Origin of the sequence: Pseudomonas sp. B21-035 (assembly GCF_024748945.1) — a bacterium.
Taxonomy (GTDB): Bacteria; Pseudomonadota; Gammaproteobacteria; order Pseudomonadales; family Pseudomonadaceae; genus Aquipseudomonas.
Genome location: NZ_CP087179.1, coordinates 3892370 through 3917093, shown reverse-complemented (window position 1 = coordinate 3917093; position 24724 = coordinate 3892370). Strand labels below are relative to the sequence as shown.

Annotated in this window: 22 protein-coding genes and 1 pseudogene; 14 read left to right on the top strand and 9 right to left on the bottom strand. The window is 64.7% G+C overall.

Annotated features, from left to right (window positions below):
- Positions 1–61 precede the first annotated feature (61 nt).
- The 4 genes from LOY22_RS17730 to LOY22_RS17715 all read right to left on the bottom strand — a co-directional run bounded on the left by LOY22_RS17730 (position 62) and on the right by LOY22_RS17715 (position 3409).
- Positions 62–748: a GntR family transcriptional regulator gene (locus tag LOY22_RS17730; RefSeq protein ID WP_045194811.1), complete on the bottom strand. Its 687-nt coding sequence runs from the start codon at positions 746–748 to the stop codon at positions 62–64.
- A gap of 16 nt (positions 749–764) precedes the next feature.
- Positions 765–1469 (bottom strand): FadR/GntR family transcriptional regulator, encoded by a 705-nt coding sequence (locus LOY22_RS17725; protein WP_045194809.1) that lies wholly within the window; start codon positions 1467–1469, stop codon positions 765–767.
- Positions 1466–2848 carry a C4-dicarboxylate transporter DctA gene (locus LOY22_RS17720; protein WP_258594232.1) on the bottom strand — a complete coding sequence of 461 codons (1383 nt, stop codon included), beginning with the start codon at positions 2846–2848 and terminating at the stop codon, positions 1466–1468. The genes LOY22_RS17725 and LOY22_RS17720 overlap by 4 nt, the downstream gene beginning before the upstream one ends.
- Before the next feature lie 246 nt (positions 2849–3094).
- Positions 3095–3409: a helix-turn-helix domain-containing protein gene (locus LOY22_RS17715; protein WP_045194806.1), complete on the bottom strand. Its 315-nt coding sequence runs from the start codon at positions 3407–3409 to the stop codon at positions 3095–3097.
- Between the two features lie 278 nt (positions 3410–3687).
- Here LOY22_RS17715 and LOY22_RS27095 point away from each other — a divergent pair.
- The 9 genes and pseudogenes from LOY22_RS27095 to LOY22_RS17675 form a co-directional block, all read left to right on the top strand.
- Positions 3688–3957, top strand: a pseudogene (locus LOY22_RS27095) (PAS domain-containing protein); the annotation flags it as partial.
- Between the two features lie 174 nt (positions 3958–4131).
- On the top strand, positions 4132–5241 hold the full coding sequence (locus LOY22_RS17710; RefSeq protein WP_371128675.1) for a methyl-accepting chemotaxis protein: 1110 nt from the start codon (positions 4132–4134) through the stop codon (positions 5239–5241).
- Between the two features lie 22 nt (positions 5242–5263).
- A complete protein-coding gene (locus tag LOY22_RS17705; protein ID WP_045194801.1) occupies positions 5264–6952 on the top strand; it encodes a bifunctional diguanylate cyclase/phosphodiesterase in 1689 nt (562 codons plus the stop codon).
- A gap of 188 nt (positions 6953–7140) precedes the next feature.
- Positions 7141–7230: a K(+)-transporting ATPase subunit F gene (kdpF, locus tag LOY22_RS17700; RefSeq protein WP_036996387.1), complete on the top strand. Its 90-nt coding sequence runs from the start codon at positions 7141–7143 to the stop codon at positions 7228–7230.
- An 8-nt stretch (positions 7231–7238) separates the two neighbouring features.
- Positions 7239–8933 (top strand): potassium-transporting ATPase subunit KdpA, encoded by a 1695-nt coding sequence (kdpA, locus tag LOY22_RS17695; RefSeq protein WP_093380952.1) that lies wholly within the window; start codon positions 7239–7241, stop codon positions 8931–8933.
- 10 nt (positions 8934–8943) lie between these two features.
- On the top strand, positions 8944–10998 hold the full coding sequence (gene kdpB / locus LOY22_RS17690) for a potassium-transporting ATPase subunit KdpB (protein WP_258594229.1): 2055 nt from the start codon (positions 8944–8946) through the stop codon (positions 10996–10998).
- Between the two features lie 15 nt (positions 10999–11013).
- On the top strand, positions 11014–11574 hold the full coding sequence (gene kdpC / locus LOY22_RS17685; RefSeq protein ID WP_093380956.1) for a potassium-transporting ATPase subunit KdpC: 561 nt from the start codon (positions 11014–11016) through the stop codon (positions 11572–11574).
- Between the two features lie 15 nt (positions 11575–11589).
- The gene (locus LOY22_RS17680) at positions 11590–14244 is read left to right on the top strand and encodes a sensor histidine kinase KdpD (protein WP_093380958.1); all 2655 of its coding nucleotides are present in this window, start codon (positions 11590–11592) and stop codon (positions 14242–14244) included.
- Complete coding sequence (locus tag LOY22_RS17675; RefSeq protein WP_213603759.1) at positions 14241–14933, top strand: response regulator; 693 nt, start codon at positions 14241–14243, stop codon at positions 14931–14933. The genes LOY22_RS17680 and LOY22_RS17675 overlap by 4 nt, the downstream gene beginning before the upstream one ends.
- A gap of 60 nt (positions 14934–14993) precedes the next feature.
- Here LOY22_RS17675 and LOY22_RS17670 read toward each other — a convergent pair whose 3' ends face one another.
- Positions 14994–16034 (bottom strand): patatin-like phospholipase family protein, encoded by a 1041-nt coding sequence (locus LOY22_RS17670; RefSeq protein WP_045194791.1) that lies wholly within the window; start codon positions 16032–16034, stop codon positions 14994–14996.
- A 158-nt stretch (positions 16035–16192) separates the two neighbouring features.
- Between LOY22_RS17670 and LOY22_RS17665 the strand changes: the two genes are divergently transcribed.
- From LOY22_RS17665 to LOY22_RS17655, 3 genes are all read left to right on the top strand, one after another.
- Positions 16193–16471 carry a hypothetical protein gene (locus tag LOY22_RS17665; RefSeq protein WP_028941416.1) on the top strand — a complete coding sequence of 93 codons (279 nt, stop codon included), beginning with the start codon at positions 16193–16195 and terminating at the stop codon, positions 16469–16471.
- Positions 16472–16485: 14 nt separating this feature from the next.
- Complete coding sequence (locus LOY22_RS17660; RefSeq protein ID WP_258594225.1) at positions 16486–17256, top strand: CHAD domain-containing protein; 771 nt, start codon at positions 16486–16488, stop codon at positions 17254–17256.
- An 82-nt stretch (positions 17257–17338) separates the two neighbouring features.
- Positions 17339–18139 carry an acyl-CoA thioesterase II gene (locus tag LOY22_RS17655; RefSeq protein WP_045194787.1) on the top strand — a complete coding sequence of 267 codons (801 nt, stop codon included), beginning with the start codon at positions 17339–17341 and terminating at the stop codon, positions 18137–18139.
- Positions 18140–18145: 6 nt separating this feature from the next.
- Here LOY22_RS17655 and LOY22_RS17650 read toward each other — a convergent pair whose 3' ends face one another.
- From LOY22_RS17650 to LOY22_RS17640, 3 genes are all read right to left on the bottom strand, one after another.
- On the bottom strand, positions 18146–18508 hold the full coding sequence (locus LOY22_RS17650) for an Mpo1-like protein (protein ID WP_045194785.1): 363 nt from the start codon (positions 18506–18508) through the stop codon (positions 18146–18148).
- Between the two features lie 76 nt (positions 18509–18584).
- The gene (locus LOY22_RS17645; RefSeq protein WP_045194783.1) at positions 18585–20063 is read right to left on the bottom strand and encodes a methyl-accepting chemotaxis protein; all 1479 of its coding nucleotides are present in this window, start codon (positions 20061–20063) and stop codon (positions 18585–18587) included.
- An 86-nt stretch (positions 20064–20149) separates the two neighbouring features.
- Positions 20150–20956 carry a TatD family hydrolase gene (locus LOY22_RS17640; protein ID WP_045194781.1) on the bottom strand — a complete coding sequence of 269 codons (807 nt, stop codon included), beginning with the start codon at positions 20954–20956 and terminating at the stop codon, positions 20150–20152.
- Between the two features lie 158 nt (positions 20957–21114).
- Here LOY22_RS17640 and LOY22_RS17635 point away from each other — a divergent pair, with 158 nt between their 5' ends.
- Together LOY22_RS17635 and LOY22_RS17630 are read left to right on the top strand one after the other, a co-directional pair.
- Positions 21115–22536, top strand: a complete 1422-nt coding sequence (locus LOY22_RS17635; protein WP_213604378.1) for a transglycosylase SLT domain-containing protein — start codon at positions 21115–21117, stop codon at positions 22534–22536.
- Between the two features lie 556 nt (positions 22537–23092).
- The gene (locus tag LOY22_RS17630; RefSeq protein ID WP_045194777.1) at positions 23093–23401 is read left to right on the top strand and encodes a hypothetical protein; all 309 of its coding nucleotides are present in this window, start codon (positions 23093–23095) and stop codon (positions 23399–23401) included.
- An 18-nt stretch (positions 23402–23419) separates the two neighbouring features.
- Here the strand turns inward: LOY22_RS17630 and LOY22_RS17625 are convergent, their stop codons facing one another.
- Positions 23420–24637 (bottom strand): DUF3422 domain-containing protein, encoded by a 1218-nt coding sequence (locus tag LOY22_RS17625; protein WP_093380968.1) that lies wholly within the window; start codon positions 24635–24637, stop codon positions 23420–23422.
- Positions 24638–24724 lie beyond the last annotated feature (87 nt).

The following is a 24724-nucleotide window of genomic DNA, read 5'->3' as shown; positions in this document are numbered from 1 at the left end:
CGATAGCGTCCTGTCGGCCACATCGTATCGCGGGGCAAGTCCCGCTCCCAGGCGAAAATGCTCAACCCTCCAGGTCGAGCTTGGCCTCGATATGGTCCAGATGCTCATGCATCAACGCCAACGCCGCCTCGCCATCGCCGTTCTCCAGCGCATCGATGATCGCCGCATGCTCCTGCCAGGCGCAATGGCTGCATGGTCGTGCTTCGTACTGGGCAATGATCAGCGAAGTCTGCGGTACCAGGCCGTTGAGAAAACGCGCCAGCGGCAGGTTGTCGGCCATGTCCGCAAGTTTGAGGTGAAACTCGCCGCCCAGGCGGATCGCCGTGCAGCGCTGGCCCTGTTCATGGTGCTGGCGCTCGCGGGCCACCAGTTCGCGCAACTGGCGGATCTTGGCCGGCCGTGCGCGCTTGGCCGCGAGGCTGATCAGGGTGGTTTCGGCCAGGCGCCGGGCGCTGAGGATCTGCCGTGCATGCTGCGGGTCAGGCGCGGCCAGGCGTGCGGTGTGGCTCGGGCGCTGGACGATCACCTGTTGGTCCGACAAACGCCCGAGCACCCGCCGGATCACCGTGCGGCTAACCCCGAAAGCATCGCCCAGGGCTTGCTCGGTCAGGGCGCTGCCAGGAGCCAGGCGCTGCTCGAGGATGGCATCGAACAGCCGTGGGTAGATCTGCTCGGCCGACAACCTGCGCTCACCCTGGGCAAGCAACGAGGGCAGGGCGGTGTCATGGGCGTGGGCGCTGGCGTTCATGGTCGCACTCCTGGGGTCAGTTGCCCGGATGATCGTCCGGGATGTTCAGTTCGATGCCCATGCGCCGGCCTTCCTGAAGGATATGGTGGCGCATCTGCGCGCTGGCCTGGGCGCTGTTCTTGTTGCGGATGGCGCGCACCACCGCTTCGTTTTCCTCAAGCCGCGCCGCCAGGTGCTCGGGCGAGTTGCGCAGCACTGCGGCGCTTTGCTTGAGGGCGTTGCTGGTCTGCTGCACCACGCTCTGGAAGATCGGGTTGGCGGTCAGGGTGAACAGCTCTTCGTGAAAGGCGATGTAGGCGTTGACCCCGGCTTCGCTGTCTTCGGCCTCGAGGGCTTCGCGCATGTCCATCAGGGTCAGGCGCAACTGACCGATTTCCTTGCTGCTGATCGACTGCGCCACCAGGCCGACGATAAACGGCTCGAGGGTGTAGCGCAGTTGCAGCACATCCTCGAGGCTGGCCTCGGCGACACCGCTCTGGGGCGAGGTGCTTTGCGCCGCATCGGCGTCCAGTACCAGCACGCCCTTGCCCGGCATCGAGCGCACCAGGCCGAGGGTTTCCAGCACGGTCACCGCTTCGCGCAGGCTTGGCCGGCTGATGCCCAGTTGCTCGGCCAGTTCGCGCTGGCCCGGCAGCATGTCGCCGGAGCGCCACTGGCCGCGGGCCAGGGCCTGGCGGAGTTTTTCCACCACTGAGTTGACGACGGTTGATGAAGTAATCATTGGTCACTCCATGAGAACACTTGCATGGTTTGCTCCTGTGGCCGGCAGTTTTGCTGCCGGCCCTGTTGCTCAGAACTCTTGTTGATGGGCGTTGGGGGTTTGCGCTGGGCAAAGCCGAAGCCCTGTTTGCCCGACAGCACATTGTTGGCCCGTTCCATGTCGATATCGCCTTCCCAGCGGCCGATGGCCACGGTGGCCACGCAGTTGCCGATCAGGTTGGTCAGCGCCCGGCCGATGCCCATGAACCAGTCCACCGCCAGCACCAGCACCAGGCCGACCACCGGGATCGCCGGAATCGCGGTGAGGGTCGCGGCAAGGATCACCAGCGCCGAACCCGGAATGCCGTGGGCGCCCTTGGAGGTAATCAGCGACACCAGCAGGATGGTCAGCAGGTCGGTCATCGCCAGCGGCGTGCCGGTGGCGTTGGCAATGAAGACGATGGCCAGGGTCAGGTAGATCGAGAAGCCGTCGAGGTTGAACGAGTAACCGGTAGGAATCACCAGGCCCACCGTCGAGCTGCCGATGCCCAGGTGCTCGAGCTTACGCATGATCTGTGGCAGCACGGCGTCGGAAGAAGCGGTGCCGAGGACGATGGTCAGCTCTTCGCGCAGGTACTTGATGAACGGCAGGATCTTCAGCCCCGACAGGCGCATCACGGTGCCCAGGATCAACAGCACGAAACCGGCGCAGGTCAGGTAGAACAAGGCCACCAGGCCGCCCAGGTGCTGCAGCGATTCCAGGCCATATTTGCTGGTGGTGAAGGCGATGGCACCGAACACGCCGATCGGCGCCAGGCGCACGATCATGCCCATGATGCGGAAGATGATGTGGCTCAGTTCGTTGATCAGCCGCGAAATGCCCGAGGCCGCTTCACCGACCAGGTTCAGGGCGCTGCCGAACAGCACTGAAAACAGCAGGACCTGGAGGATGTTGTTGTCGGCAAAGGCGCCGACCACCGAGGTCGGGATCAGGTCCATGAGGAACGCTGCAGTACCATGGATGTGCTGGCCGCGTTCGGCCAGGTTGCTGGCTTCGCTGCTGGCCAGTTGGTCCAGATGAATGTTGGCGCCGCTGCCAATGCCCGAGGTAAAGGCGAACACCAGGCCGATCACCAGGGCGATGGTGGTCAGGATTTCGAAGTAGATCACCGATTTCAGGCCGATGCGCCCGACCTTTTTCAGGTCGCCAGCACCGGAGATGCCGCTGACCACCACGCAGAACACGATCAGCCCGATCAACATCTTGATCAGCTTGATGAAGCCGTCACCGAGGGGTTTGAGTTGCAGGGAAACTTCAGGAAAGCTCAGGCCGCAGGCTATGCCTAGCACAAGGCCCAACACCACTTGGAGGAAGATCGAACGCGAGCACCATTTGAGCATGGGAGGGATCTCTGGTCGGTGTCCCTGCTTCGATGCCACGGCGGGCGAAAGAGCGGAGGACTTAATTATTGTGGTCTTACCGGTATGTCCAGTGCGTGGGCAGTGTAGGCGCGATTTTTTTGGGTTTGCAAGGGGTTTTCGGCTGAGCGGGCAAGAATTGGCTTTACCGGTCTGACCAGTTGCGGTGCAATAGCCAGGCAAAAAAAAGCGGCAGGGTCGACCTGCCGCTTTTCGGGGTTGCCGCCACTAAGGCTTGGACAAGGCCAGGTCTACCGCTGCGATCAGCTTTCCCAGGTCCTGGGAGGGCGTTTTGTGAATGACGCCGAAGAGGTAGGCACGCTGCTCGTCTTCGTCGTTCTCTTCGGCGAAGAAGGCTTTGAGTTTGATCCCCAGCACTTCGGAAAAGCTCGACAGGGCTTCCACGCTGGGAGTGTAGGTGCCGGTTTCGAAGCGACTGATGGTCTTGGGGTCAAAACCGGTTTTCTCGCCAAGTTCAGCCTGAGTGAGCCCGGCTACCTTGCGGTAACGTCTGATGGCCGAACCCAAACTTGAAATTGTCATCGCTTAATTCCCATTTAGAATCAAGAACTTAACGATATCTATCGGCAAGAGGCAACGCCACAATTCATCACCTTTGTTTGCATAATGTGATGTAATTCGTAGAATTGATCGTTTGGACAGGTCAAAAGCCATCGAGTTTCAACCGCGCTGACCCAGCTGAGACTATTCAGCAAAGCACCCCGGTAGAAGGCTGATCTCGGTGTCGGACGAATGGTTTGGGCGCTGCGCAGGACAACCTGGCAGACCCCTGCAAATGGAGTTTTATCGTGCGTCTCAACATGCCGGTTACCTCGGTCGAACAGACTTTCGGCGAGGATCAACGGCTTATTTCCGCCACCGACACTGCCAGCAATATTACCTACTGCAACGCCGAATTCGCCGCCATGAGCGGGTTCAGCCAGGCCGAGCTGATCGGTAGCCCGCACAACCTGGTGCGCCATCCGGACATGCCGCCAGCGGTGTTTGCCCTGATGTGGCAGTACCTCAAGGCCGGCCAGAGCTGGATGGGCATCGTCAAGAACCGCTGCAAGAACGGCAACTTCTATTGGGTCAGCGCCTATGTCACGCCGATTCTCGAGGACGGCCGCCTGGTCGGCTATGAGTCGGTGCGGGTCAAGCCCACTCGCGAGCAGGTGCGCCGTGCCGAAGCACTGTATGCACGCTTGCGCGAGGGCAAGCCGGCAGTGGCGAGCGGGCGCCGGCTGGCTCAGCTCGGCCAGGTGATGAGCCTGCCCCTGGCTGCAGGCGCGCTGGCGGTGGCGGCCAACCAGGTGCTGCCGGGCTGGCCGGGCCAGGGGATCACCCTGGGCCTGTTCGCGCTGCTCGGCCTGTGGGCGCATGGCCGTCTGGGTCGTCAGTTGGGGCAGATCGTCGGGTGTTCGACGCACACCTTTGCCGACCAGATCAGCGCCCTGACCTACAGCGACCTACTGGGCCCGGCGGCGCAGTTGCAGATGATTTTGATCAGCGAAGAAGCGCGGCTGAAAACCGCGCTCACCCGCCTGAGCGACCTGGCCACACAAATGGCCGAAGCCGCCAGCGACTCCAGCCGTTTGTCGCGCAACACTGAAACGGCACTGCTGGAGCAGCGCGGCGAAACCGACATGACCGCCACCGCCATGACTGAAATGGCCGCCTCCATCGGCGAGGTGGCCGAGCATGTGCAGCAGACCGCCGTGCAGGCGCAGACCGCCAACCAGTTGGCCGAGCAGGGCAGCCAGGTCGCCGGCACCAGTCGCGAGGCCATCCAGTTGCTGGCCACTACCGTCAGCCAGATCAACCAGGCGGTCACCCACCTGGCCGGGCAGACCCAGGACATCATGCTCGCCGCTGAAGTGATTCGCGCGATTGCCGAACAGACCAACCTGCTGGCGCTCAACGCCGCCATCGAAGCGGCCCGCGCCGGCGAGCAGGGCCGTGGCTTTGCCGTGGTCGCCGATGAGGTTCGCGCCTTGGCGGCCAAGACCCGGCACTCGACCGTGCAGATCCAGGGCATCATCGAGAACCTGCGCAGCGGCGCCGACGAGGCGGTGAGCATCGCCAGCCTCGGTATCAACGAGGCCGAGCAGGGCGTGGCCCAGGTGCTGGAGGCGCAGCGTGCCTTGCAGGGTATTCGCGCCGCGGTCGAACGCATCAGCGACATGAGCCAGCAGATGGCCGCCGCCTCGCAAGAGCAATCCTCGGTGGCCGAAGACGTGTCCGAGCAGATCAACAAGGTTGCCAGCACCGTGCAGGCCACCGCGCTCAACGCCAATGCTGCAGCCAGCCGCGGCGCCGAACTGGAAAGCATTTCTTCGGGCCTGCGGGCCCTGGTCGAGCGTTTCAATCGCTAGCCACCAGGGTGCAGAGGAATTCATGGACGATAACTACCGCGCGGCAGTCGATGCCGCTGCGATCTTTTCCGAAACCGACCTGAGCGGCCGGATCACCTACGTCAACGAGCAGTTCTGCAGCATCTCCGGCTACAGCCGCGAGGAACTGCTGGGCGCCAACCACCGGATCCTCAACTCCGGCCTGCACGGGCCGGAGTTCTTCATCGGCATGTGGCGCGCACTGGTTGCCGGGCGGGTGTGGAAGGGCGAGATCTGCAACCGCGCCAAGGACGGTTCGCTGTACTGGGTCGACAGCACCATGGTGCCGTTGATCGACCCGGCCACGGGCAAGGTGCGCAAGTACGTTTCGATCCGCTTTGACGTCACCGAAAAACGCCAGCTGCTGCATACCCTGCAATGGCGGGTCGGCCACGACGTGCTCACCGGCCTGCCCAATCGGGCCTACCTGTCCGACCTGCTCAACCAGGCCCTGGAGTTCTCGCGCAACGAGGACATTCCGCTGGCGGTGTGCATGCTCGACCTGGACGGCTTCAAGGCGGTCAACGATGGCTACGGGCATGCCAGCGGCGATCTGCTGCTGGTCGAAGTGGCCACCCGGCTCAAGGGCATCCTGCGTGGCGGCGATGCCGTGGCGCGCTTGTCGGGCGACGAGTTCGTGCTGATTCTGCGCCACGTGCAAGACCCCACCCACTTGCAGGCGGCGCTCGACCGGGTGCTGACCGCGATCGCCGCGCCATACCGGATTCGCGAGCAGGAGATTCGCGTCAGCGCCAGCATCGGCGTGACCCTGTTCCCCCAGGACAACGAAGACACCGACACCCTGGTGCGCCACGCCGACCAGGCCCTGTACGTGGCCAAGCAGAGCGGGCGCAACCGCTTTCACCTGTTCGACGTGTCGCTGGACCAGGAGGTCAAGGCCACCCACCAGACCGTGGCGCGCCTGCGCCAGGCCTTGCACCAGGGTGAGCTGTGCCTGCATTACCAACCCAAGGTCAACATGCACAGTGGCGTGGTGATCGGCTTCGAGGCGCTGCTGCGCTGGCAGCACCCGGGCAAGGGCCTGGTGCTGCCCGGCGATTTTCTGCCGCAAGTCGAACAGACCGACTTGATCGTCGAGATTGGCGAGTGGGTGATCGACCAGGCCATGAGCCAGATGCAAAGCTGGCAGGCGCTGGACCATCAGTGGCCGGTCAGCGTCAACATCGCTGCCCGCCATGTGCAGCGTGACGACTTTGTCGAGCGCCTGCAGTTGCTGCTCGGGCGTCATCCGGACGTGGCGCCGGCGATGCTCGACCTGGAGATCGTCGAGTCGGTGGCGATCGAAAACATCCAGCGCGTCAGCCAGTGCCTGGAGGCCTGCCAGCGTTTGGGCGTGCAGTTCTCCCTGGATGATTTCGGCACCGGCTATTCGTCGCTCAGCTACCTCAAGCGCCTGCCGACGCGGACCATCAAGATCGACAAATCGTTCGTGCGCGACATCCTCCACGACCACGACGACCTGGCCCTGACCCGCGCTGTCATCGGCCTGGCCCGGGCCTTTGGCCGCCAGGTAATCGCCGAAGGCCTGGAGACGGTAGAGCATGGCCAACTGCTGATGGGCCTGGGTTGCGACATCGCCCAGGGCTACTGCATCGCAAGGCCGATGCCGGCCGAGCAGGTGATCGGCTGGGTTGCCGGTTACCAGCAGCCAGCGCAGTGGAAAGTCCTGTAGGGGCGGGCCTTCTGTGGGAGCGGGCCTTGCCCCGCGATCGAGCGCGTGGCGCTCGCTATCCAGGCCCCGCCGCATCGCGTTATTTACGCATTCTTTATGCCCGGCCCTGGCTCTCGATCTCGCCCCTTTACAGCCTCTCTACCGACAATGACCGTCAGCGGCACGTGCCGTAAGGACGGAGAGTTTTCATGAGCATTCTGGACGGGGTGTCACTGCTGCTGGCAGTGGCCTTGATGATCTACCTGCTGGTCGCGCTGCTGCGCGCCGATCGGGGTTAGGAGCGACCATGCACAGTTACGATTACGCGTTGCTGCTGGCGTTCTTTGCGCTGGTACTGCTCCCGGCACCCTTGCTCGGGCGTTTCTATTTCAAGGTGATGGAGGGGCAGCGCACCTGGCTGTCGCCGCTGCTGGGGCCGGTCGAGCGTGGCTGCTACCGGCTCGCCGGGGTCGATGCCAGCAAGGAGCAGAGCTGGCAGCAGTACACCCTGGCCTTGCTGGCCTTCAACCTCGCAGGCTTTTTGCTGGTGTTCGCCGTACTGCTGTTGCAGGGCTACCTGCCGCTCAACCCGCAGCACCTGGCGGGGCAGGAGTGGTCGCTGGCGTTCAATACCGCCGTGAGCTTCGTCACCAACACCAACTGGCAGTCCTATAGCGGCGAAGCCTCGGTCAGTTACCTGAGCCAGATGCTCGGCCTGACCGTGCAGAACTTCGTCAGCGCCGCCACCGGCCTCGCCGTGCTGGTTGCCTTGTGCCGTGGTATCGCCCGCCGTTCGGCACAGACCCTGGGCAACTTCTGGGTCGACATGACCCGCGCCACGCTCTACGGCCTGCTGCCGCTGTGCCTGGTGCTGGCCTTGCTGCTGGTGTGGCAGGGCGTGCCGCAGACCTTCGCCGATTATGTTCATGCCCTGACCCTGCAAGGCGCCGACCAGACCATCCCGCTGGGCCCGGCTGCCAGCCAGATCGCGATCAAGCAACTGGGCACCAACGGCGGTGGCTTTTTCGGCGTCAACTCGGCGCACCCGTTCGAGAACCCGACGGCCTGGAGCAACCTGTTCGAGGTGGCCTCGATCATTCTCATTCCGGTGGCCCTGGTGTTTACCTTCGGCCATTACGTCAAGGACATGCGCCAGAGCCGGGCGATCATCGCCGGCATGCTCGCGCTGTTCCTGATCGGCGGCGGCACCGCGCTGTGGAGCGAGTACCAGGCCAACCCGAACCTGAGCAGCCCGCTGGTTGAACAGACCGCGCCGCTCGAAGGCAAGGAAAGCCGTTTCGGCACCACCGCCAGCGTGCTCTGGACGGTGACCACCACCGCCGCTTCCAACGGCTCGGTGAACAACATGCACGACAGCCTCAACCCGCTCAGCGGCATGGTCGCGCTGGTCAACATGATGGTCGGCGAGGTGATCTTCGGCGGCGTCGGCGCCGGGCTCTACGGCATGCTGCTCAACGTGCTGATCGCAGTGTTCCTCGCCGGCCTGATGATCGGCCGCACCCCGGAATACCTGGGCAAGAAACTGCAGGCGCGGGAAGTGCAGTTGCTGGTGGCGACCCTGCTGGTAATGCCGGTCGGCGTGCTCGTGCTCGGCGCCCTGGCGGCCAGTTTGCCCGGCCCTGCGGCGGCGATCAGCAACCCCGGTGCCCACGGCTTCAGCCAGTTGCTGTACGCCTACACCTCGGCCAGCGCCAACAACGGTTCGGCCTTTGCCGGCCTGGGTGCCAACACCACCTTCCACAACCTGATGATCGGCCTGGGCATGCTGATTGGCCGCTTCGGCTACATCCTGCCGGTGCTGGCCCTGGCTGGCAGCCTGGCACTGAAAAAATCCGCACCGGTGGGGCAGAACAGCTTCCCGACCCACGGCCCGCTGTTCGTCACCTTGCTGGTGGTGACCATCCTGTTGGTCGGTGGCCTGACCTTCCTGCCGGCCCTGGCCCTGGGGCCGGTGACCGAATACCTGAGCCTGGGCTTGTGAGGAACAACTGATGAACATGCCGATTCCTGAAGTAAAGGCGCAGGCCCCCGAGGCTGCGCACACTACCTTTGCCGCCCTGTGGCGCCCGGCGCTGGTGCAGGCCTTCGTCAAGCTCGACCCGCGCCAGCTCAAGCGCTCGCCGGTGATGCTGGTGGTGGAACTGACCGCAATCTTCACCACCTTGCTGTGCTTCGTGCCCGACAGCCGCGTGCCGACCGCCGTGGCGGTGCAGATCGCCCTGTGGCTGTGGTTCACGGTGCTGTTTGCCAACTTCGCCGAAGCCCTCGCCGAGGGCCGCGGCAAGGCCCGCGCCGACAGCCTCAAGGCCGGCAGCCAGGGCCTCAGTGCCCGCCGCCGGACGGCCTCGGGCAGCTTCGAGATTGTCCCGGCCACCAGCCTGCGCAAGGGCGATGTGGTCAAGGTCTCGGCCGGGGAGATGATCCCTGGCGACGGCGAGGTGCTCGAAGGTATCGCCGCGGTCAACGAAGCGGCGATTACCGGTGAGTCTGCGCCGGTGATCCGCGAGTCCGGCGGTGATCGTTCGGCGGTGACCGGCAACACCCGGTTGGTCTCCGACTGGCTGCTGATCAGCATCACCAGCAACCCCGGCGAGTCGACCCTGGACCGCATGATCGCCCTGGTCGAAGGCGCCAAGCGGCAGAAGACCCCCAACGAAATCGCCCTGGATATTCTGCTGATCGGCCTGACCCTGATCTTCCTGGTGGTTGTGGTGACCCTGCAGCCGTTCGCCCATTTCGCCGGGGGCAGCATCCCCCTGGTGTTCCTTGTGGCGCTGCTGGTCACGCTGATCCCGACCACCATCGGCGGCCTGCTGTCGGCCATCGGCATCGCCGGCATGGATCGCCTGGTACGCCTTAACGTCATCGCCCGTTCCGGCCGTGCGGTAGAAGCGGCAGGCGACGTGCATGTGCTGATGCTCGACAAGACCGGCACCATCACCTTCGGCAACCGCCGCTGCAGCGCCCTGCATGCTGCGCCCGGCGTCACCGCCCGCGAGCTTGGCGAGGGCGCCTTGCTGGCGTCGCTGGCCGACGACACCGCCGAAGGTAAATCGATTGTCGAATACCTGCGCCAGTTGCATGACTTCAACGAACCCAACGCCGAACAGTTCACGCCTGTAGCCTTCAGCGCCGAAACCCGGCTGTCCGGCATCGACTACCAGCAGCGTCGCTACCGCAAGGGCGCGGTGGACTCGGTGCTGGCCTTCGTCGCCATGCAGCGCCTGGAAATGCCCGCGCCCTTGGCCCGCGAAGTGGACAAGATCGCCCAGAGCGGCGGCACGCCCTTGCTGGTCTGCGCCGACAAGCGCCTGCTGGGGGTGATTCACCTCAAGGACGTGGTCAAGCCGGGCATCCGCGAGCGCTTTGCCCAATTGCGCAAGCTGGGTATTCGCACGGTGATGGTCACCGGTGACAACCCGCTGACCGCCGCCGCGATTGCCGCCGAAGCCGGGGTCGATGACGTGCTCGCCGAAGCCACCCCGGAGAAGAAACTGGCGCGCATTCGCCAGGAGCAAAACGACGGCCGCCTGGTGGCGATGTGCGGCGACGGCGCCAACGACGCCCCGGCGCTGGCCCAGGCCGATGTCGGCATGGCCATGAACGACGGCACCCAGGCCGCGCGCGAGGCGGCCAACATGGTCGACCTCGACAGCGACCCGACCAAGCTGCTGGATGTGGTCCAGGTCGGCAAGGAGCTGCTGGTGACCCGCGGCGCGCTGACCACCTTCTCGATTGCCAACGATGTGGTCAAGTACTTCGCCATCCTCCCGGCGCTGTTCGCGGCGATCTACCCGCAACTGGGCGTGCTCAACCTGATGCACCTGAGCAGCCCGCAAAGCGCGATCCTCTCGGCGATCGTCTTCAACGCCCTGATCATCGTCGTGCTGATCCCCCTGGCCCTGCGCGGGGTGCGGGTACAGGCGGCCAGCGCCGCCCACCTGCTGCGCCGCAACCTGCTGATCTATGGCCTGGGCGGGCTGATCGTGCCGTTCGCCGGGATCAAGCTGATCGACCTGTTGCTCACCGCCCTGAAGCTGGTCTGAACCAAGGAGATGACCATGACTAACCCTATTCGTCCGGCCCTGAGCCTGATCCTGTTGATGACCCTGATTACCGGCGCGGTGTACCCGCTGGTGGTCACCGGGGTGGCGCAGCTGGCCTTTCCCGAGCAGGCCAATGGCAGCCTGCTGCGCGACGGCCAGGGCCAGGTGCGTGGCTCGCAGTTGATCGCGCAACGCTTCGAGGGTGACGCCTGGTTCCAGTCGCGGCCGTCGGCCGGTGACTACGCCACGGTATCGAGCAGCGCCAGCAACCTGGCGCCGAGCAACCCGGCGCTGGCCGAGCGGGTCAAGAGCAGCGCCGCGCAGTTGTATATCGAAGCGCAGGGGCCGGTGCCGCTGGCCTTGCTGACCACCTCCGGCAGCGGCCTGGACCCGCACCTGTCGCCGGCGGCGGTGGCTTACCAGCTGCCGCGGGTGGCGGCGGCGCGCAAGGTTGCCCCCGAGGCCTTGCAAGTACTGGTCGAGCAGTCCACCCTGCACCCCTTGATCGGCCCGCCGGTGGTCAATGTACTGGCCCTGAACAGCGCCCTTGAGCAGCTGTCGCCGGCGTCGAAATAAGGACAGGCAGTGAGCATGAGCAATTCCGAACGCGCTGATGCGTTGTTGGCCGGGCTGCCGCGCGAAGGGCGCGGCCGGCTCAAGGTATTTCTGGGTGCGGCACCGGGGGTAGGCAAGACCTACGCCATGCTCCAGGCCGCCCATGCCCAGCTGCGCCAGGGCGTGGCGCTGCTGGCGGCGGTGGTCGAAACCCATGGCCGCGCCGAGACCGAGGCGCTGCTCGGCGGCTTGCCCCAGCAGCCGCTGCTACGCAGCGAATACCGCGGCATGCTGCTGGAAGAAATGGACCTCGACGGCCTGCTCAAGGCCCGTCCGCAACTGGTGCTGGTCGACGAGCTGGCCCACAGCAACGCCCCCGGCAGCCGCCATGCCAAGCGCTGGCAGGATGTCCAGGAACTGCTGGCCGCCGGCATCGACGTCTACACCACGGTCAACGTCCAGCACCTGGAAAGCCTCAACGACCAGGTGCGTGGCATTACCGGTGTGCAGGTGCGCGAAACCCTGCCCGACTGGGTGCTGCAGGAAGCCTTCGAGCTGGTGCTGATCGACCTGCCGCCGCGCGAACTGCTCGAGCGCCTGCGCGAGGGCAAGGTCTACGTGCCGGAGCAGGCACGGGCGGCGATCGATGCATTCTTCACCCAGACCAACCTTACCGCCTTGCGCGAGCTGGCCATGCAAACCGCTGCGGCCCAGGTCGATGCCGACCTGGCCCACGGTTACCGCCAGCTTGGCCAGGATGCGCCGGCCTTGCGCGGGCGTTTGCTGGTTGGCGTCGATGGCGATGCCCAGGCCGAACGCCTGGTGCGTCACGCCAGCCGGGTGGCGCAGCGGCGTCATCTGCCGTGGACCCTGGTGCACGTCGACAACGGCCGGCTACGTGACGAAACCGCGCGCCAGCGCTTGCAGGCGGCCCAGCAACTGGCCGAACGGCTGGGCGGCGAAGTGGTGCTGCTGCGCGCCGGCGAGGTGGCCAAGACCCTGATCCAGCATGCCCTGGAACGCCGCGCCAGCCTGGTGCTGGTCGGCCAGTCGCGCGATCGCCTGCGCCGGCGGTTGTTCGGCGCTGGCGTGGCGACGCGCTTGCTGCGCGATGCCCACGGCCTGGAAATCAACGTGCTCGACCGCGACACTCAGCCCGAGCCGCCCAGTGCAGCGGCGAAAAAGGTCTGGGTCTGGCGTCATTACCTGTTGGCCTTCGCCGCCACGGTCCTGGCCACCGGCCTGGCCTGGGCGGTGGCCAGCGTGCTGGCGCTGCCGAACATTTCGCTGGTGTTCCTCGCGGCGGTGTTGCTGGTGGCGGTGCGCAGCAGCCTGGGCCCGGCATTGGCCTGTGCAGTGATGTCGTTCCTGGCCTACGATTTTTTGTTCATCCCGCCGAATTTCTCCTTCAGCATCCAGCGTGAAGAAGACGTACTGACCTCGCTGTTCTTCCTGTTGATGGCGGCGCTTACCGGCAACCTGGCGGCGCGCCAGCGCCGGCAATTGCAGGCTTTGCGCGAAACCCAGGAGCAGACCAGCCAGTTGCTCGACCTGTCGCGCAAGCTCACCGCTGCCACCGATCGCCAGGCGGTATTCACCGCCGCCGGCCAGCACCTCGATGGCTGGCAGGACCTGCAGGTGTGCCTGCTCGAGCGCGACGCCGAAGGCCGTCTGCAGGTGGCCAGCGGCGGCAACCTGCAGTTCAGCGACAACGAGCGTGCCGCCGCCGACTGGGCCTGGCAGCACGACCAGGCCGCGGGTCTGGGCAGCGATACCCTGCCTAACGGTCGTTGGTGGTGGTGGCCGCTGTCGGTGGACGATGCGCGTCTGGCGCTGCTCGGCGTGCGCCCGCACAAGGGCGAGCAACTCACCGCTCAGCATCGGCGCCTGCTCAAGGCCCTGAGCCAGCCGCTGGCCCAGGCCCTGGCGCGGGCGCGCTTGGCCGAGCAGCTGGAATCGGCGCGTTTGCACGGCGAAACCGAGCAACTGCGCAGCGCCTTGCTGGCCTCGGTGTCCCACGACCTGCGCACGCCGCTGACCGCCATGCGCGGCAGCATCGACAGCCTGCTGGCCCTCGGCGAGGCGATCCCCAAGGCCGACCGCCAGGAACTGCTTGAAGGCACCCGCAATGAAGCCGAGCGCCTGGATCGCTATATCCAGAACTTGCTCGACATGACCCGCCTGGGCCATGGCGGCCTCAAGCTTGCGCGCGACTGGGTGGCGCCCGGCGACATCGTCGGCAGCGCCCTGAACCGCCTGCGGGTGGTGCTGGCGCCGTTGCAGCTGCGCACCGAAGTGCCGGCCGACCTGCCGCTGTTGTTCGTGCACGCGGCGTTGATCGAGCAGGCGCTGATCAATGTGCTGGAGAATGCCGCGCGCTTTTCGCCGGCGGCTGGCCGCCTGGACCTGCAGGTCAGCGTCGACGGCGAGTTGCTGTGCTGTGCCGTCAGTGATGAAGGCCCGGGCATTCCCGAAGCCGACCGCGAGCGGATTTTCGACATGTTCTATACCGCCGCGCGTGGTGATCGAGGCGGGCAGGGCACGGGGCTGGGCCTGGCGATCTGCCAGGGCATGATCGGCGCCCACGGTGGGCACATCCGCGTCGCTGACGGTATCGATGGCAAGGGCACCTGCATCACTCTATGCTTGCCGCTGCCGACCCAACCCGAGCCTGAAAGCGAAGCCCCATGAGCCAGAGCGCGACCCTGCTGGTCATCGATGACGAACCGCAAATCCGTAAATTCCTGCGTATCAGCCTGAGCTCCCAGGGCTACAAGGTAGTGGAAGCCGGCAGCGGCGCCGAGGGCCTGACCCAGGCGGCACTGGCGCGCCCGGACCTGGTGGTGCTTGACCTGGGCCTGCCGGACATGGACGGCCAGCAGGTGCTGCGTGAATTGCGCGAGTGGAGCGCGGTGCCGGTGCTGGTGCTGTCGGTGCGTGCCAGTGAAGTCCAGAAGGTCGAAGCCCTGGACAACGGCGCCAACGACTACGTCACCAAGCCCTTTGGCATTCAGGAATTCCTCGCTCGCGTACGCGCCTTGCTGCGCCAGGCGCCGCAGGCATCAGCCAGCGCCTCGGCGCTGAGCTTCGGGCCGTTGACCGTCGACCTGGCGTTTCGCAAGGTGACCCTGGACGGCGTCGAGGTGGCGCTGACGCGCAAGGAATATGCACTGCTGGCGCAGCTCGCCAGCCATCCCGGGCGGGTGATTACCCAGCAGCAACTGCTCAAGGACATCTGGGGGCCGACTCATGTCGACGACAGCCATTACCTGCGCATCGTCGTCGCCCATGTGCGCCAGAAGCTTGGCGATGACCCGACGGCGCCGCGGTTCATCGTGACTGAGCCCGGGGTGGGGTACAGGCTGATCGGACCGGAGTAGGGGCAAGCCCGCTCCCACAGCAAGTGTAGGAGCGGGCTTGCCCCGCGATGCTGTTAGTCATCAACGCCGCTCCGCTTCATAGTTATCCAGCGTGTCCCGGGCAATCTCCCGCCCCAGGGCGATCAGTTCCGGCGCCTTGTAGAACTCGAAAAACCGGCACACCCGCTTGGGCACGTTGATCAGTACATCCGGCGGGTAGCCGGCAATCTTGTACTGCGCAAGCGACGTTTGCATCACCTCGAAACTCTGGTTGATCAAGTCCAGCAATGACGCCGGCCCGACGTTGTCGATGATGAACGAACCGGTCGCCGATTTCGGCGCGCCTTCAATTTCTGGCGCTGCCGCCGGTTGCTGGGCTTCGGGGTCGGCAGCATCGCTGAGCCAGGGGTTGGGGATTTGCGCCGCCTCCGGTTGCAGGCCCTGCTCGATACGCATCAGTTGTTCGGCCGGTTTGCGCCGGAACGGCAAGTGCGAACCCAGCGAGTTGATCAGGTTGTCAAAGCGCAGCTTGAACGCCGCCGGGCGTTCGATCACTGGCAACTGGTACTGCTTCTGGTTGGTCGAGTTGAGGTTCACGGCGATGATCAGGTCGCAGTGGCTGGACACCACCGGGATGATCGGCAAGGGGTTGAGGATGCCGCCGTCGACCAGCATGCGGTTGCCTTGCACCACGGGCGTGAACAGGCTGGGGATCGCCGCCGAGGCACGCATGGCCTGGTGCAGGCAGCCTTCCTGAAACCAGATTTCCTGCTGGTTGGTAAGGTCGGTGGCCACCGCCGTGTAGGGGATGCGCAGGTCTTCGATGTTGATCTCGCCGACGATCTTGCGGATCTGGCCGAAGACTTTCTCACCACGGATCGCCCCCAGGCGAAAGCTCACGTCCACCAGGCGCAGGACGTCGAGGTAGTCCAGGCTTTCAATCCAGTTGCGGTATTCATCGAGCTTGCCGGCGGCATAAATTCCGCCAATCACCGCACCCATGGAGCAGCCGGCGATACAGGCGATGTCATAGCCACGGCGTTCGATTTCCTCGATCACGCCGATGTGTGCATAGCCCCGGGCCCCGCCCGAACCCAGAACCAGTGCGACGCGTTTTTTCATGATGCTTCCCCGGTGTTCTGCTTCCATGGTCTAACAATGCGCCCAATTGTGTCTGTGCTTCAATCGTCACTGGCACTGGGCTACGCTGAACAGGGCACTTTTCTCGCTGTTTACCGTCGAAGTCGCCACCCTGAACTTTTTCTTTTGAGGTATTGCCGATGAAAGCCTGGATTTGCCTGCCCCTGATTGCCCTGGTTCTGACCGGTTGCGCTGGCAAGACAGCCTACCGCGACAGCTGCGCCAATCAGCTGGACTCGGCCTGGAAGGAGCTCGACCTGGCCAAGGCCGAAGGTTTCGCCGGTACTGTCAGTTATTCAAAAGCCCTGTCGTTGTTGACCGGGGCCAAGACCCAGCAGCAGTTCGAAGCGTTCGAGGGCTGCAGCAAGAAGGCCGAGAAGGCTCGCTTCTACATTCGTGAATCTCGCGCCGGGCGCTGATACAGGAGTAGACCATGTCGTCGGCCATGCTCGACCACGTCATTGCCCAGGTGCTGAGCCTGCAGGTGCGCCTTTTGGCCTGCCAGGCGCGCCTGGTTGCCGATACCGACAGCGAGGCGCTGCACGACCTGCGCATCGGCGTGCGGCGCTTGCGCAGTGTGTTGCGACCGTTACGGGCACTGCCCGGTGTCGATCAGCTGGAAGCTGCGGCCAAGGCCCTGGGCAGCTTGACGACGCCGTTGCGTGACCGTGAGGTACTGGCCGCGCAGCTGCTTGAGCGCCAGCAAGTGGCCGCGGCGCAGGCACGCCTGGCCCAGCGCCGGCAAACCTTCGCCAGCGTTGCCGCCAGTGCCGAACTGGCGCGCCTGCTGGCGATCATCGACGCCTTCCCGGTGTTCCTGCGCGCCGCCCAGCGCCAGGGCTTGATCCGCCGGCTGCAACAGCGCATCGACAAACGCCTGGTAAAACAGTGGAAGCAACTGCGTCAGGCCCTCGACGACCCGGCCCACGACCGCCATCGTCTGCGCCTGCTGATCAAACGGGTGCGCTACGCGGCTGAAGCCTACCCGCAACTGCAGCACTCCAACCCGCGCCTGCAAAAGGCTCTCAAGCGTGCCCAGAGTGACCTGGGCAGTTGGCACGACCTGTTGCAGTGGCTGCTGCAGGCCGAGCAGCAACGCGATCTGGCGCCGTGCGTCAGCCATTGGCAAGCGCAGTTGGCCAAAGCCGAACAAGGCGCCGACGCCACCCTCGAACGCCTGCAGGCGCAGCTTGCGCAGCGATAGCCCGCTGAAATGGCCGAAATGCGTGCTGTAGACCGCTTGCTGGCTGGTTAAGATCAGTTTTTTCCTGATCGCTGAGGTCGGCATGAACTTCTCACAATTGCTCACGGCGGTCCGCCAGCATCCCCAGTCGGTAGTTATTGATTCCAGCTGGGCCCAGGGCCGCGCCTGTTTCGGCGGGCTGATGGCGGCCTTGCTGTATGAGGCCATGCTGGCCAAGACCTCGCCGGGGCGCCCGGTGCGTTCCCTGGCCATCACCTTTGTCGGCCCGGCCGAGCCGCAAATGCCGATCAGTTTTGAAGTGGAACTGCTGCGCGAAGGCAAGGCGGTCAGTTCCCTGCTGGGCCGCGCCGTGCAGAACGGCCAGGTGGTTACCCTGATGCAGGGCAGCTTTGGCAGCGGCCGCGATTCGCTTATCGATGTTCCGGCCTTGCCGGCGGTAGACATGAAGCCGCTCGAGCAGTCGAGCACGGAGCTGCCGTACATCAAGGGCGTGACCCCCGAGTTCATGCGCCATGTGTCACTGCGCTGGGCCATCGGCGGCATTCCGTTCAGCAACAACAAGTCCCGCGACATGGGCGGCTGGGTGCGTTTTCGCGACAGCGAACGGGAAGAGCCGATCAGCGAGGCGCACTTGCTGGCGCTGGTCGATGCCTGGCCGCCGACCTTGCTGTCACACCTGAACAAGCCGGCGGCTGGCAGCACCCTGACCTGGACCATCGAGTTCATCCAGCCGGTGGCGAGCCTGACCACCCTGGACTGGTGCCGCTATCACGTCGAAACCGAACATGCCCGCGATGGTTACGGGCATGCGGCGGCTGCGCTGTGGAGCGACAAGGGCGAGTTGCTGGCGCTCAGCCGCCAGACCGTAACAGTGTTCGGCTGACGCCACTCAATGCCGGTGGCGGTCGCGCCAGGCGCGCCACCAGGCACCGCTGAGCACAAAGCGCGGGAAGGTGATGAACTGCTCCACCAGCAGGCGGCCGATGGCGTCCTGGCGGTTGGCGAACGGCTCGGGTTGCTGGGCCTCCAGGCGATGCCCCTGGCGTTGCAGGCCGAGCCCGGCGATCAGGGCGATGATACCCACCGCCAGTTGCCCCAGGTCCAGCGAGAACAAACCGGACAGCACCAGCAGCACGCCGAGGATGAACAGCGGCACGGCAATCAGGTGCAGCACCAGGTTGGTCGGGTTGCGGTGGTTGTGGTGGTAGCCACGCCATTGCCAGGCGGGCAGGTTGGGCAGGCGTTTGCTCATGGAAATGTTCCTCAGGGTCTTGCCTGAAGAATAGTGCGGCCCCGGTGAAGGGGCCAATCGATGGCGGCTATGACGCCTATAGCTTGAGCTGACCGATGGCCTTGTTCAGCTCACCGGCCAGGGTCGCCAGCTCGCTGCTGGTGGTGGCCGAGTCGACAGTCTGCTGTACGGTCTCTTCGGTCACATCGCGGATGCTTACCACTGCCCGGTTCATTTCTTCGGCCACCTGGCTTTGCTGCTCGGCGGCCACGGCAATTTGCGTGTTGCTTTCGCGCATCTGTGCCACCGCGCTGGTGATTTCCGCCAGGGCAGCGCCGGCTTCCTGGGCCTGCTGCACGCAGTCGTCAGCCTTGAACGAGCTTTCCTGCATGAAGTCCACGGCGTCGCGGGTACCGGCCTGCAGTGCCGAGACCATGGTGGTGATTTCGTCGGTGGAGGCCTGTACGCGCTTGGCCAGGTTGCGCACCTCGTCGGCGACCACGGCAAAGCCGCGGCCCAGGTCACCGGCACGGGCGGCCTCGATGGCAGCGTTGAGGGCCAAAAGGTTGGTCTGTTCGGCAATGCTGTGGATCACCCCGACCACGCCGTTGATCTTCTGGCTGTCGTCGGCCAGTTGGCGAATCATCTCGGCGGTCTGCTGCACGCCGCTGGACAGCCCGGCAATCGAGGTCTGCACCCGGCTGACCACCTCCTGGCCACTGCCGGCCAGGGAGTCGGCGCTCTGCGACAGGTCGCGGGTGGCGCCGGCGTGCTGGGCAATGTGGTAGACCGTGGCGGTCATTTCGTTGATGGCGGTGGCGGCCTGGTCGGTTTCGCTCTGTTGGCCGAGCATGCCGTGGCGCACATCGTTCATGCTCGCGGCCAGGCGCGCGGCGCCGGAATCCAGCTGCGCGGCAGTGCGCGCGACGGTGTTGACCACCCGGTGGTAGGTGGTCTGCATGGCATTGAAGGCGCTGGCCATCTGCCCGACCTCATCGCCACAGGCCAGCGGCACGCGGGCCGACAGGTCGCCGGTTTTTTCCACGTGCAGCATCACATCCTTGAGGGTGTTGAGCTGGCTGAGCAGAAAGCGGATCAACAATTGCGAGGCACAGAGCATCGCCAGCATCAGGATCAGTACGCACACGGCGTAGTTGGTGAAGCGGTCGGTGAACACCTGGATCAGGCTGGGGGAGGGGGCGAGTACGGCAATCTGCTGGTCACCGCGGCTGATCACCTGGGCGCCGGTCAAAGGGTTCTCGCCCAGCAACGGCAAGCCTTCGAGTTCGACCCAGCCTTGGGCAGTGGCCAGTGCATCGAGGCTTTGCCCTTCAAATTGCGGTACCTGGCCGGGGCTGTAGGTCAGCCACAGGGCGTTGCTCGGCAAAGTTTGCCCGGCAGGCCAGGCGGCCAGCAACTGCGCCTCGGCTTCAGCTTTGCTTTGGGCGGTCTGGGCCCGCGCCTGTTGTTCCAGGTGCACGGCATACAGCACCAGGAACAACGTAGTGACAAAGGCGACCGCGTTCACGGCCCAGAACTTGTATTTCAGGGAGATATTGCTAAGCCAGGCACCCATGGTAGGTCTTCTCTGATTGAGCGGAAACATTGTTGGCAAGGTGCCATCATTGTGCCGACTCGATCATCAAGACGTTTTGATATGCGTCAAATAATCGCGGGCAGGTTAAAGAAGGCCCGTGCCGTGGCGGTGCTGTGGGCGGCCAGTTGCTCGACGCTTTCGCCACGGTGCAGGGCCACTTCACGCAGCACTTCGGTGAGGAACGCCGGTTCGTTGCGCCCGCTTTTCGGTTTGGGCCGCAGGCTGCGCGGCAGCAGGTAGGGCGCATCGCTTTCGAGCATCAGGCGGCCTTGGGGGATGCTGCTGACCAGCGGGTGCAGGTGGGTGCCGCGGCGCTCGTCGCAGATCCAGCCGGTGATGCCGATGTGCAGGTCCAGGTCCAGGTAGCCGAACAACGCTGCGCGCTCGCCGGTAAAGCAGTGCACTACCGCTGCCGGCAGGCGGTCGCGAAAGTCCTTGAGGATCGCCAGCAGGCGTTCGCTGGCGTCGCGCTCGTGGAGGAACACCGGCATCTGCAACTCGACCGCCAGGGCCAGCTGTTCTTCCAGGGCCTTTTCCTGCTGCGGGCGCGGCGAAAAATCGCGGTTGAAATCCAGCCCGCATTCACCCACCGCCTGCACCCGCGGCTGTTCAAGCAAGGCCCGCAGCTGACGGCTGCTGGCACTGCTCCAGCTGCTGGCGTCATGGGGGTGCACGCCTGCGGTGCTGAACAGGTGCTGGGCGCTTTCATCGAGTTGCTGGCACAGCTCCAGGGCCTGTTCGCTGCCCTCAAGGCTGGTGCCGGTGACCATCATCTGCACCACCCCGGCGGCCAGGGCGCGTTCGAGAATTGCCTGGTGTTTGTCGGCAAAACTTGGGTTGGTCAGATTGACGCCGATGTCGATGAGTTGCATGGTGCTACCTCAGGCCGGAAGCCGGCCAGCATAACAAAGCTCGACCGAAATCGATAAAGCCAAGAACTTCAACGAGTTGTCGTGGTCTTTTGCGGTCAATTGTCATGGAACGACTGCAAACTATGGCGCCAACCCCACACGCGCGGACCTCGCAACGGATGACCCGAGCGCTGTTTTTGTTGATCGTGCTGAGCTTCTCGCTGCTGCCTGCCGGGCCGGCCAGCGCGCGTCTGGCCGGGCCGCAACAGGCGGTGCCCAAGACCCCGGCGCGCGACCTTGCGCAAATCCGCAGCAGCCGGGTACTGAAGGTGCTGGTCAACCAGAGCCGCAACAGCTCCGGTGAAGTCAAGGGCGAGCCGGTGGGGGTCGAGTATCACCGCCTGCGCGCGTTCGAGCATTACCTCAATGCCCGCGCCCGCGATGGCGAGGAAATCCGCCTGAAGATCATCCCTCGCGCCAAAGACCAGTTGCTGGCCGCCTTGCAGCGCGGCGAAGCCGACCTGGTGGCGCCTGGCGAGCTGGTCGACCCGACCTCTACCCGCGGTCTCAGCGCCAGCGACCCGGTAGTCGACAAGGTGCCGCTGGTGCTGGTCGGGCGCAAGGGCGAGCGCAGCGTCCAGCGCGTCGAGCAGTTGTCCGGGCGTACCCTGGCGCTGACCAGCTCCAGCGCGGCCGGCGACACCCTGCACGAGATTAACCAGAAACTGGCCCTGCGTAAGCTTGCGCCGATCAAGGTTGAGTGGGTCGACCCGACGCTGGCCGTGGAAGACGTGCTGGAGATGGTCCAGGCCGGGATCTTTCACCTGACCGTGGTCGAGCAGCCGATTGCCGAACGCTGGGCCAAGGTCATGCCCAAGCTGCGGGTCGAGCGCAAACTGCACCTGGCCAGCCCCGAGGCCATGCGCTGGTACGTGCGCCGGGATGCGGTGATGCTGCACGCCAGCGTCGATCGTTTTTTGCAGGGCTACAAGGCGCCGGCCAACCAGGACGCAGCGTTCGAGCGGATCTACCGGCGCCTGTACCGGGTGCACAACCCGTTGGCGCGTAGCGACCGCAAGCGCCTGGAAGCCCTGCGGCCGGTGTTGCAGCGCCATGCCAGCGCACAGAATATCGATTGGCTGAACCTTGCAGCGGTGGCCTTCAAGGAGTCTTCCCTTGACCCGAGCGCGCGCGGCGCCGGTGGCGCTCATGGGCTGATGCAGATCACCCCCAGCGCTGCCCAGCGGGTCGGGGTGAGCAATATTTCCAATGTCGATGGCAATGTTCAGGCCAGCGCCCGCTATATGGCGCTGATCCGGCGCAAGTTCTTTGCCAGTAACCAGCTCAACGAGCGTGAGCGCATGGCCTTCACTCTGGCGGCCTACAACCTGGGGCCGGAGCGGGTCCAGGCGATGCGCGCCGAGGCCCGGCGGCGGGGGCTCAATGGTAATCAGTGGTTTTTCCAGACCGAGCGCATTGCCATGGAGCAGGTGGGCATGGGGCCGGTGAGCTATGTGAACAGTGTCAACAAGTACTTCCTGGCGTTTGATCGGGAGCGGGCTTCGCTGGAGCCCAAAGGGGGGAAGGGTAATGGGCGTTAGTAATGGGGTGTTTGGAATGGCTCATTAAGGGTCCGGATGGGGCGGGGATGCTGAGTCACCTTTGCGCCCTTACGGCGCCTTACTTTTTTCAGTCGAAAAAAAAGTAAGCAAAAATTCTTGCCCCACCAGGGGCCCTGCGCTGCGCTTCGGGTCCCCTCGCTCCGGTGTCGCTACGGGGCATTGCGAACTACGAGTTGCAAGCAACTCTACGTTTCGCAACTTCGGCTATCGCCGAAGGTGCTGCGCACTCGCCCCTTCGCAACACCTGCGCTCGGCCCTTCTGGTTAACGGGGCCGGTGGATCAAGATCAAAAGCAGATCAAGATCAAGAGCACAATTCGCTTCGCTCTTGCTTTGTGGGTACGACGACTGCGCAGGGCACATATTGACATTCCACCCGCAGCGCCTCTAGGATGCTGACTTGCGCCGATTTAAACAGCTACTTGCGGGGCGCAGGGTTACCTCTTCGGGGGTTTCACCAAATACCGCTAAAACGCTGGTTCGGTGACGCCTCCCACCGCAGCCCAGCGGGTTTTGCGAGGCGGAGATCTAACCCCATGAGTTGTCCACGTTCCAGTGTTTGCCTGACCCCGTTGCCCGCCAGCCAGGGCACGCGCACGCCGCGTATTCTTCTGGGCGGCAGCCATCAGCCAACCCTCCTGCGCTACCTTGACGGCTGGCCGCGTCGCAACAGCCGCAACACTGCCTTCCTTATCCAGTTCGCCGACAGCCGCGATTCCCTTGGCCAGTTTGCCAACGACCGTTTCGATCTCGCCGTGATCCAGTCGCCCAGCGCCGACGACGCTGCCGAAGTTATCGGCCACCTGACCCGCGTCGCCCGCCAGGGTTTGATCACCCGGGCCTGAGCAGCCCGGGCCCGGGCGTCAATGCGCCTTGGCTTTCCTGATCCGTAGCAAAATCACCAGCAGGGTCAATATCACCACCGGCGCCATGCCCAGCAGCGCTTCGCGGGCAGTGATCTGTGCGCCGAGGGTGTGCAGGCCGGCATAAAAGAGCTTGAACAGGCTCAGCAGGTAGTAGCTGATGGCGATGATCGACAGGCCTTCGACTGCCCGCTGGATTCTGATCTGGGTGTCGGCGCGGGCGTTGAGGCTGCGCAGGATCTCGGCGTTCTGTTCTTCCATCTCCACCTGCACCCGCGCCTGCAACAGGTCGCCGAGGTTGGCGACGCTTTCGGCCAGGTGCTCCAGACGCTGCTCGCTGGCCGCGCAGTAACGCACGGTGGGCTTGAAGCGCCGCTCGATGAACACCCCCAGGCGCTGGCAATCGCCGACATGGCTCTCGCGCAACTCGCCCAGGCGCTCGAACACCAGTTGCGCATAGGCCTGGGTGGCGCTGAAGCGGTGGCGGTGTTTGACCGTGCTGCCGACCACCTGGCGCGACAACTGGGCGATATCGGCCAGCAGCGCCTTGGCGTTGCCGCCGTCGCTGCTGACGTTACGCTCCGACAGGCTCACCAGTTTGCGGTCATAGGCGTCCAGTTGCGGGCCCAGGGCCTTGGCGGCGGTCAGCGACAAAGACGCCATCATCCGGTAGGTCTCGATCTCCAGCAGGCGGCGGATCATGCGCCCCTGGCGGTAGGCATTGAGCCGGCGGTTGATGAACAGGAAGCGGTTGGTGCCATCGGCAGTCAGGCGAAAATCACTCCACACCACGGCATCGCCACCGCCCACGCATGAGCCGCTGGGGTCCTTGAAACCGTAACGGCTGAGGTCGAGGTTGTGTTCATCGCGCACCAGCACCTGCACCGAGTTGATCATCTGCTCACGGTAGGGCTCCACACCTGCAGCCAGGGCGGCGGGCAAAGTGCTCCAGTGCAGCTCGGCGCTGGCGGCGGGCACTACCAGGGTCAGGGTGAAGAACTCGGAATGGCGCTCCCATTTGAACGGATGGCCGTCCAGCGTGGTGATGCCCTGGGCGGCATCGGGCTCGAAGGCGCCCGGGCAGCAACGCTGCAACAGGGCATTGCAGTCGGCATCGGCGCCGAGAAACGCCAGGTGGAAAACATGCGCGGGCTCATCGAAATACAGCGACGGGCGGGCGTGCAACTCGTTGTGCAAGGCGGTGCGTTGGGCGTGCATGCGGGTCAGACCGTATTGTTGTGGTTGTCTGCTGTTGCAGTGCCATGAGGGCACTCTCATGGGACTGGAACAGGCATGCACGAGTCA

Coding starts and splice junctions, on each gene's coding strand:
- kdpA (WP_093380952.1), top strand. CDS start 7,239: ATGCACAGTTACGATTACGCGTTGCTGCTGGCGTTCTTTGCGCTGGTA.
- kdpF (WP_036996387.1), top strand. CDS start 7,141: ATGAGCATTCTGGACGGGGTGTCACTGCTGCTGGCAGTGGCCTTGATG.
- LOY22_RS17720 (WP_258594232.1), bottom strand. CDS start 2,848: ATGCTCAAATGGTGCTCGCGTTCGATCTTCCTCCAAGTGGTGTTGGGC.
- LOY22_RS17725 (WP_045194809.1), bottom strand. CDS start 1,469: ATGATTACTTCATCAACCGTCGTCAACTCAGTGGTGGAAAAACTCCGC.
- LOY22_RS17630 (WP_045194777.1), top strand. CDS start 23,093: ATGAGTTGTCCACGTTCCAGTGTTTGCCTGACCCCGTTGCCCGCCAGC.
- LOY22_RS17710 (WP_371128675.1), top strand. CDS start 4,132: ATGAGCCTGCCCCTGGCTGCAGGCGCGCTGGCGGTGGCGGCCAACCAG.
- LOY22_RS17645 (WP_045194783.1), bottom strand. CDS start 20,063: ATGGGTGCCTGGCTTAGCAATATCTCCCTGAAATACAAGTTCTGGGCC.
- LOY22_RS17635 (WP_213604378.1), top strand. CDS start 21,115: ATGACCCGAGCGCTGTTTTTGTTGATCGTGCTGAGCTTCTCGCTGCTG.
- LOY22_RS17650 (WP_045194785.1), bottom strand. CDS start 18,508: ATGAGCAAACGCCTGCCCAACCTGCCCGCCTGGCAATGGCGTGGCTAC.
- LOY22_RS17625 (WP_093380968.1), bottom strand. CDS start 24,637: ATGCACGCCCAACGCACCGCCTTGCACAACGAGTTGCACGCCCGCCCG.
- LOY22_RS17670 (WP_045194791.1), bottom strand. CDS start 16,034: ATGAAAAAACGCGTCGCACTGGTTCTGGGTTCGGGCGGGGCCCGGGGC.
- LOY22_RS17660 (WP_258594225.1), top strand. CDS start 16,486: ATGTCGTCGGCCATGCTCGACCACGTCATTGCCCAGGTGCTGAGCCTG.
- LOY22_RS17680 (WP_093380958.1), top strand. CDS start 11,590: ATGAGCAATTCCGAACGCGCTGATGCGTTGTTGGCCGGGCTGCCGCGC.
- LOY22_RS17705 (WP_045194801.1), top strand. CDS start 5,264: ATGGACGATAACTACCGCGCGGCAGTCGATGCCGCTGCGATCTTTTCC.
- kdpC (WP_093380956.1), top strand. CDS start 11,014: ATGACTAACCCTATTCGTCCGGCCCTGAGCCTGATCCTGTTGATGACC.
- LOY22_RS17730 (WP_045194811.1), bottom strand. CDS start 748: ATGAACGCCAGCGCCCACGCCCATGACACCGCCCTGCCCTCGTTGCTT.
- LOY22_RS17665 (WP_028941416.1), top strand. CDS start 16,193: ATGAAAGCCTGGATTTGCCTGCCCCTGATTGCCCTGGTTCTGACCGGT.
- LOY22_RS17715 (WP_045194806.1), bottom strand. CDS start 3,409: ATGACAATTTCAAGTTTGGGTTCGGCCATCAGACGTTACCGCAAGGTA.
- LOY22_RS17640 (WP_045194781.1), bottom strand. CDS start 20,956: ATGCAACTCATCGACATCGGCGTCAATCTGACCAACCCAAGTTTTGCC.
- LOY22_RS17655 (WP_045194787.1), top strand. CDS start 17,339: ATGAACTTCTCACAATTGCTCACGGCGGTCCGCCAGCATCCCCAGTCG.
- LOY22_RS17675 (WP_213603759.1), top strand. CDS start 14,241: ATGAGCCAGAGCGCGACCCTGCTGGTCATCGATGACGAACCGCAAATC.
- kdpB (WP_258594229.1), top strand. CDS start 8,944: ATGAACATGCCGATTCCTGAAGTAAAGGCGCAGGCCCCCGAGGCTGCG.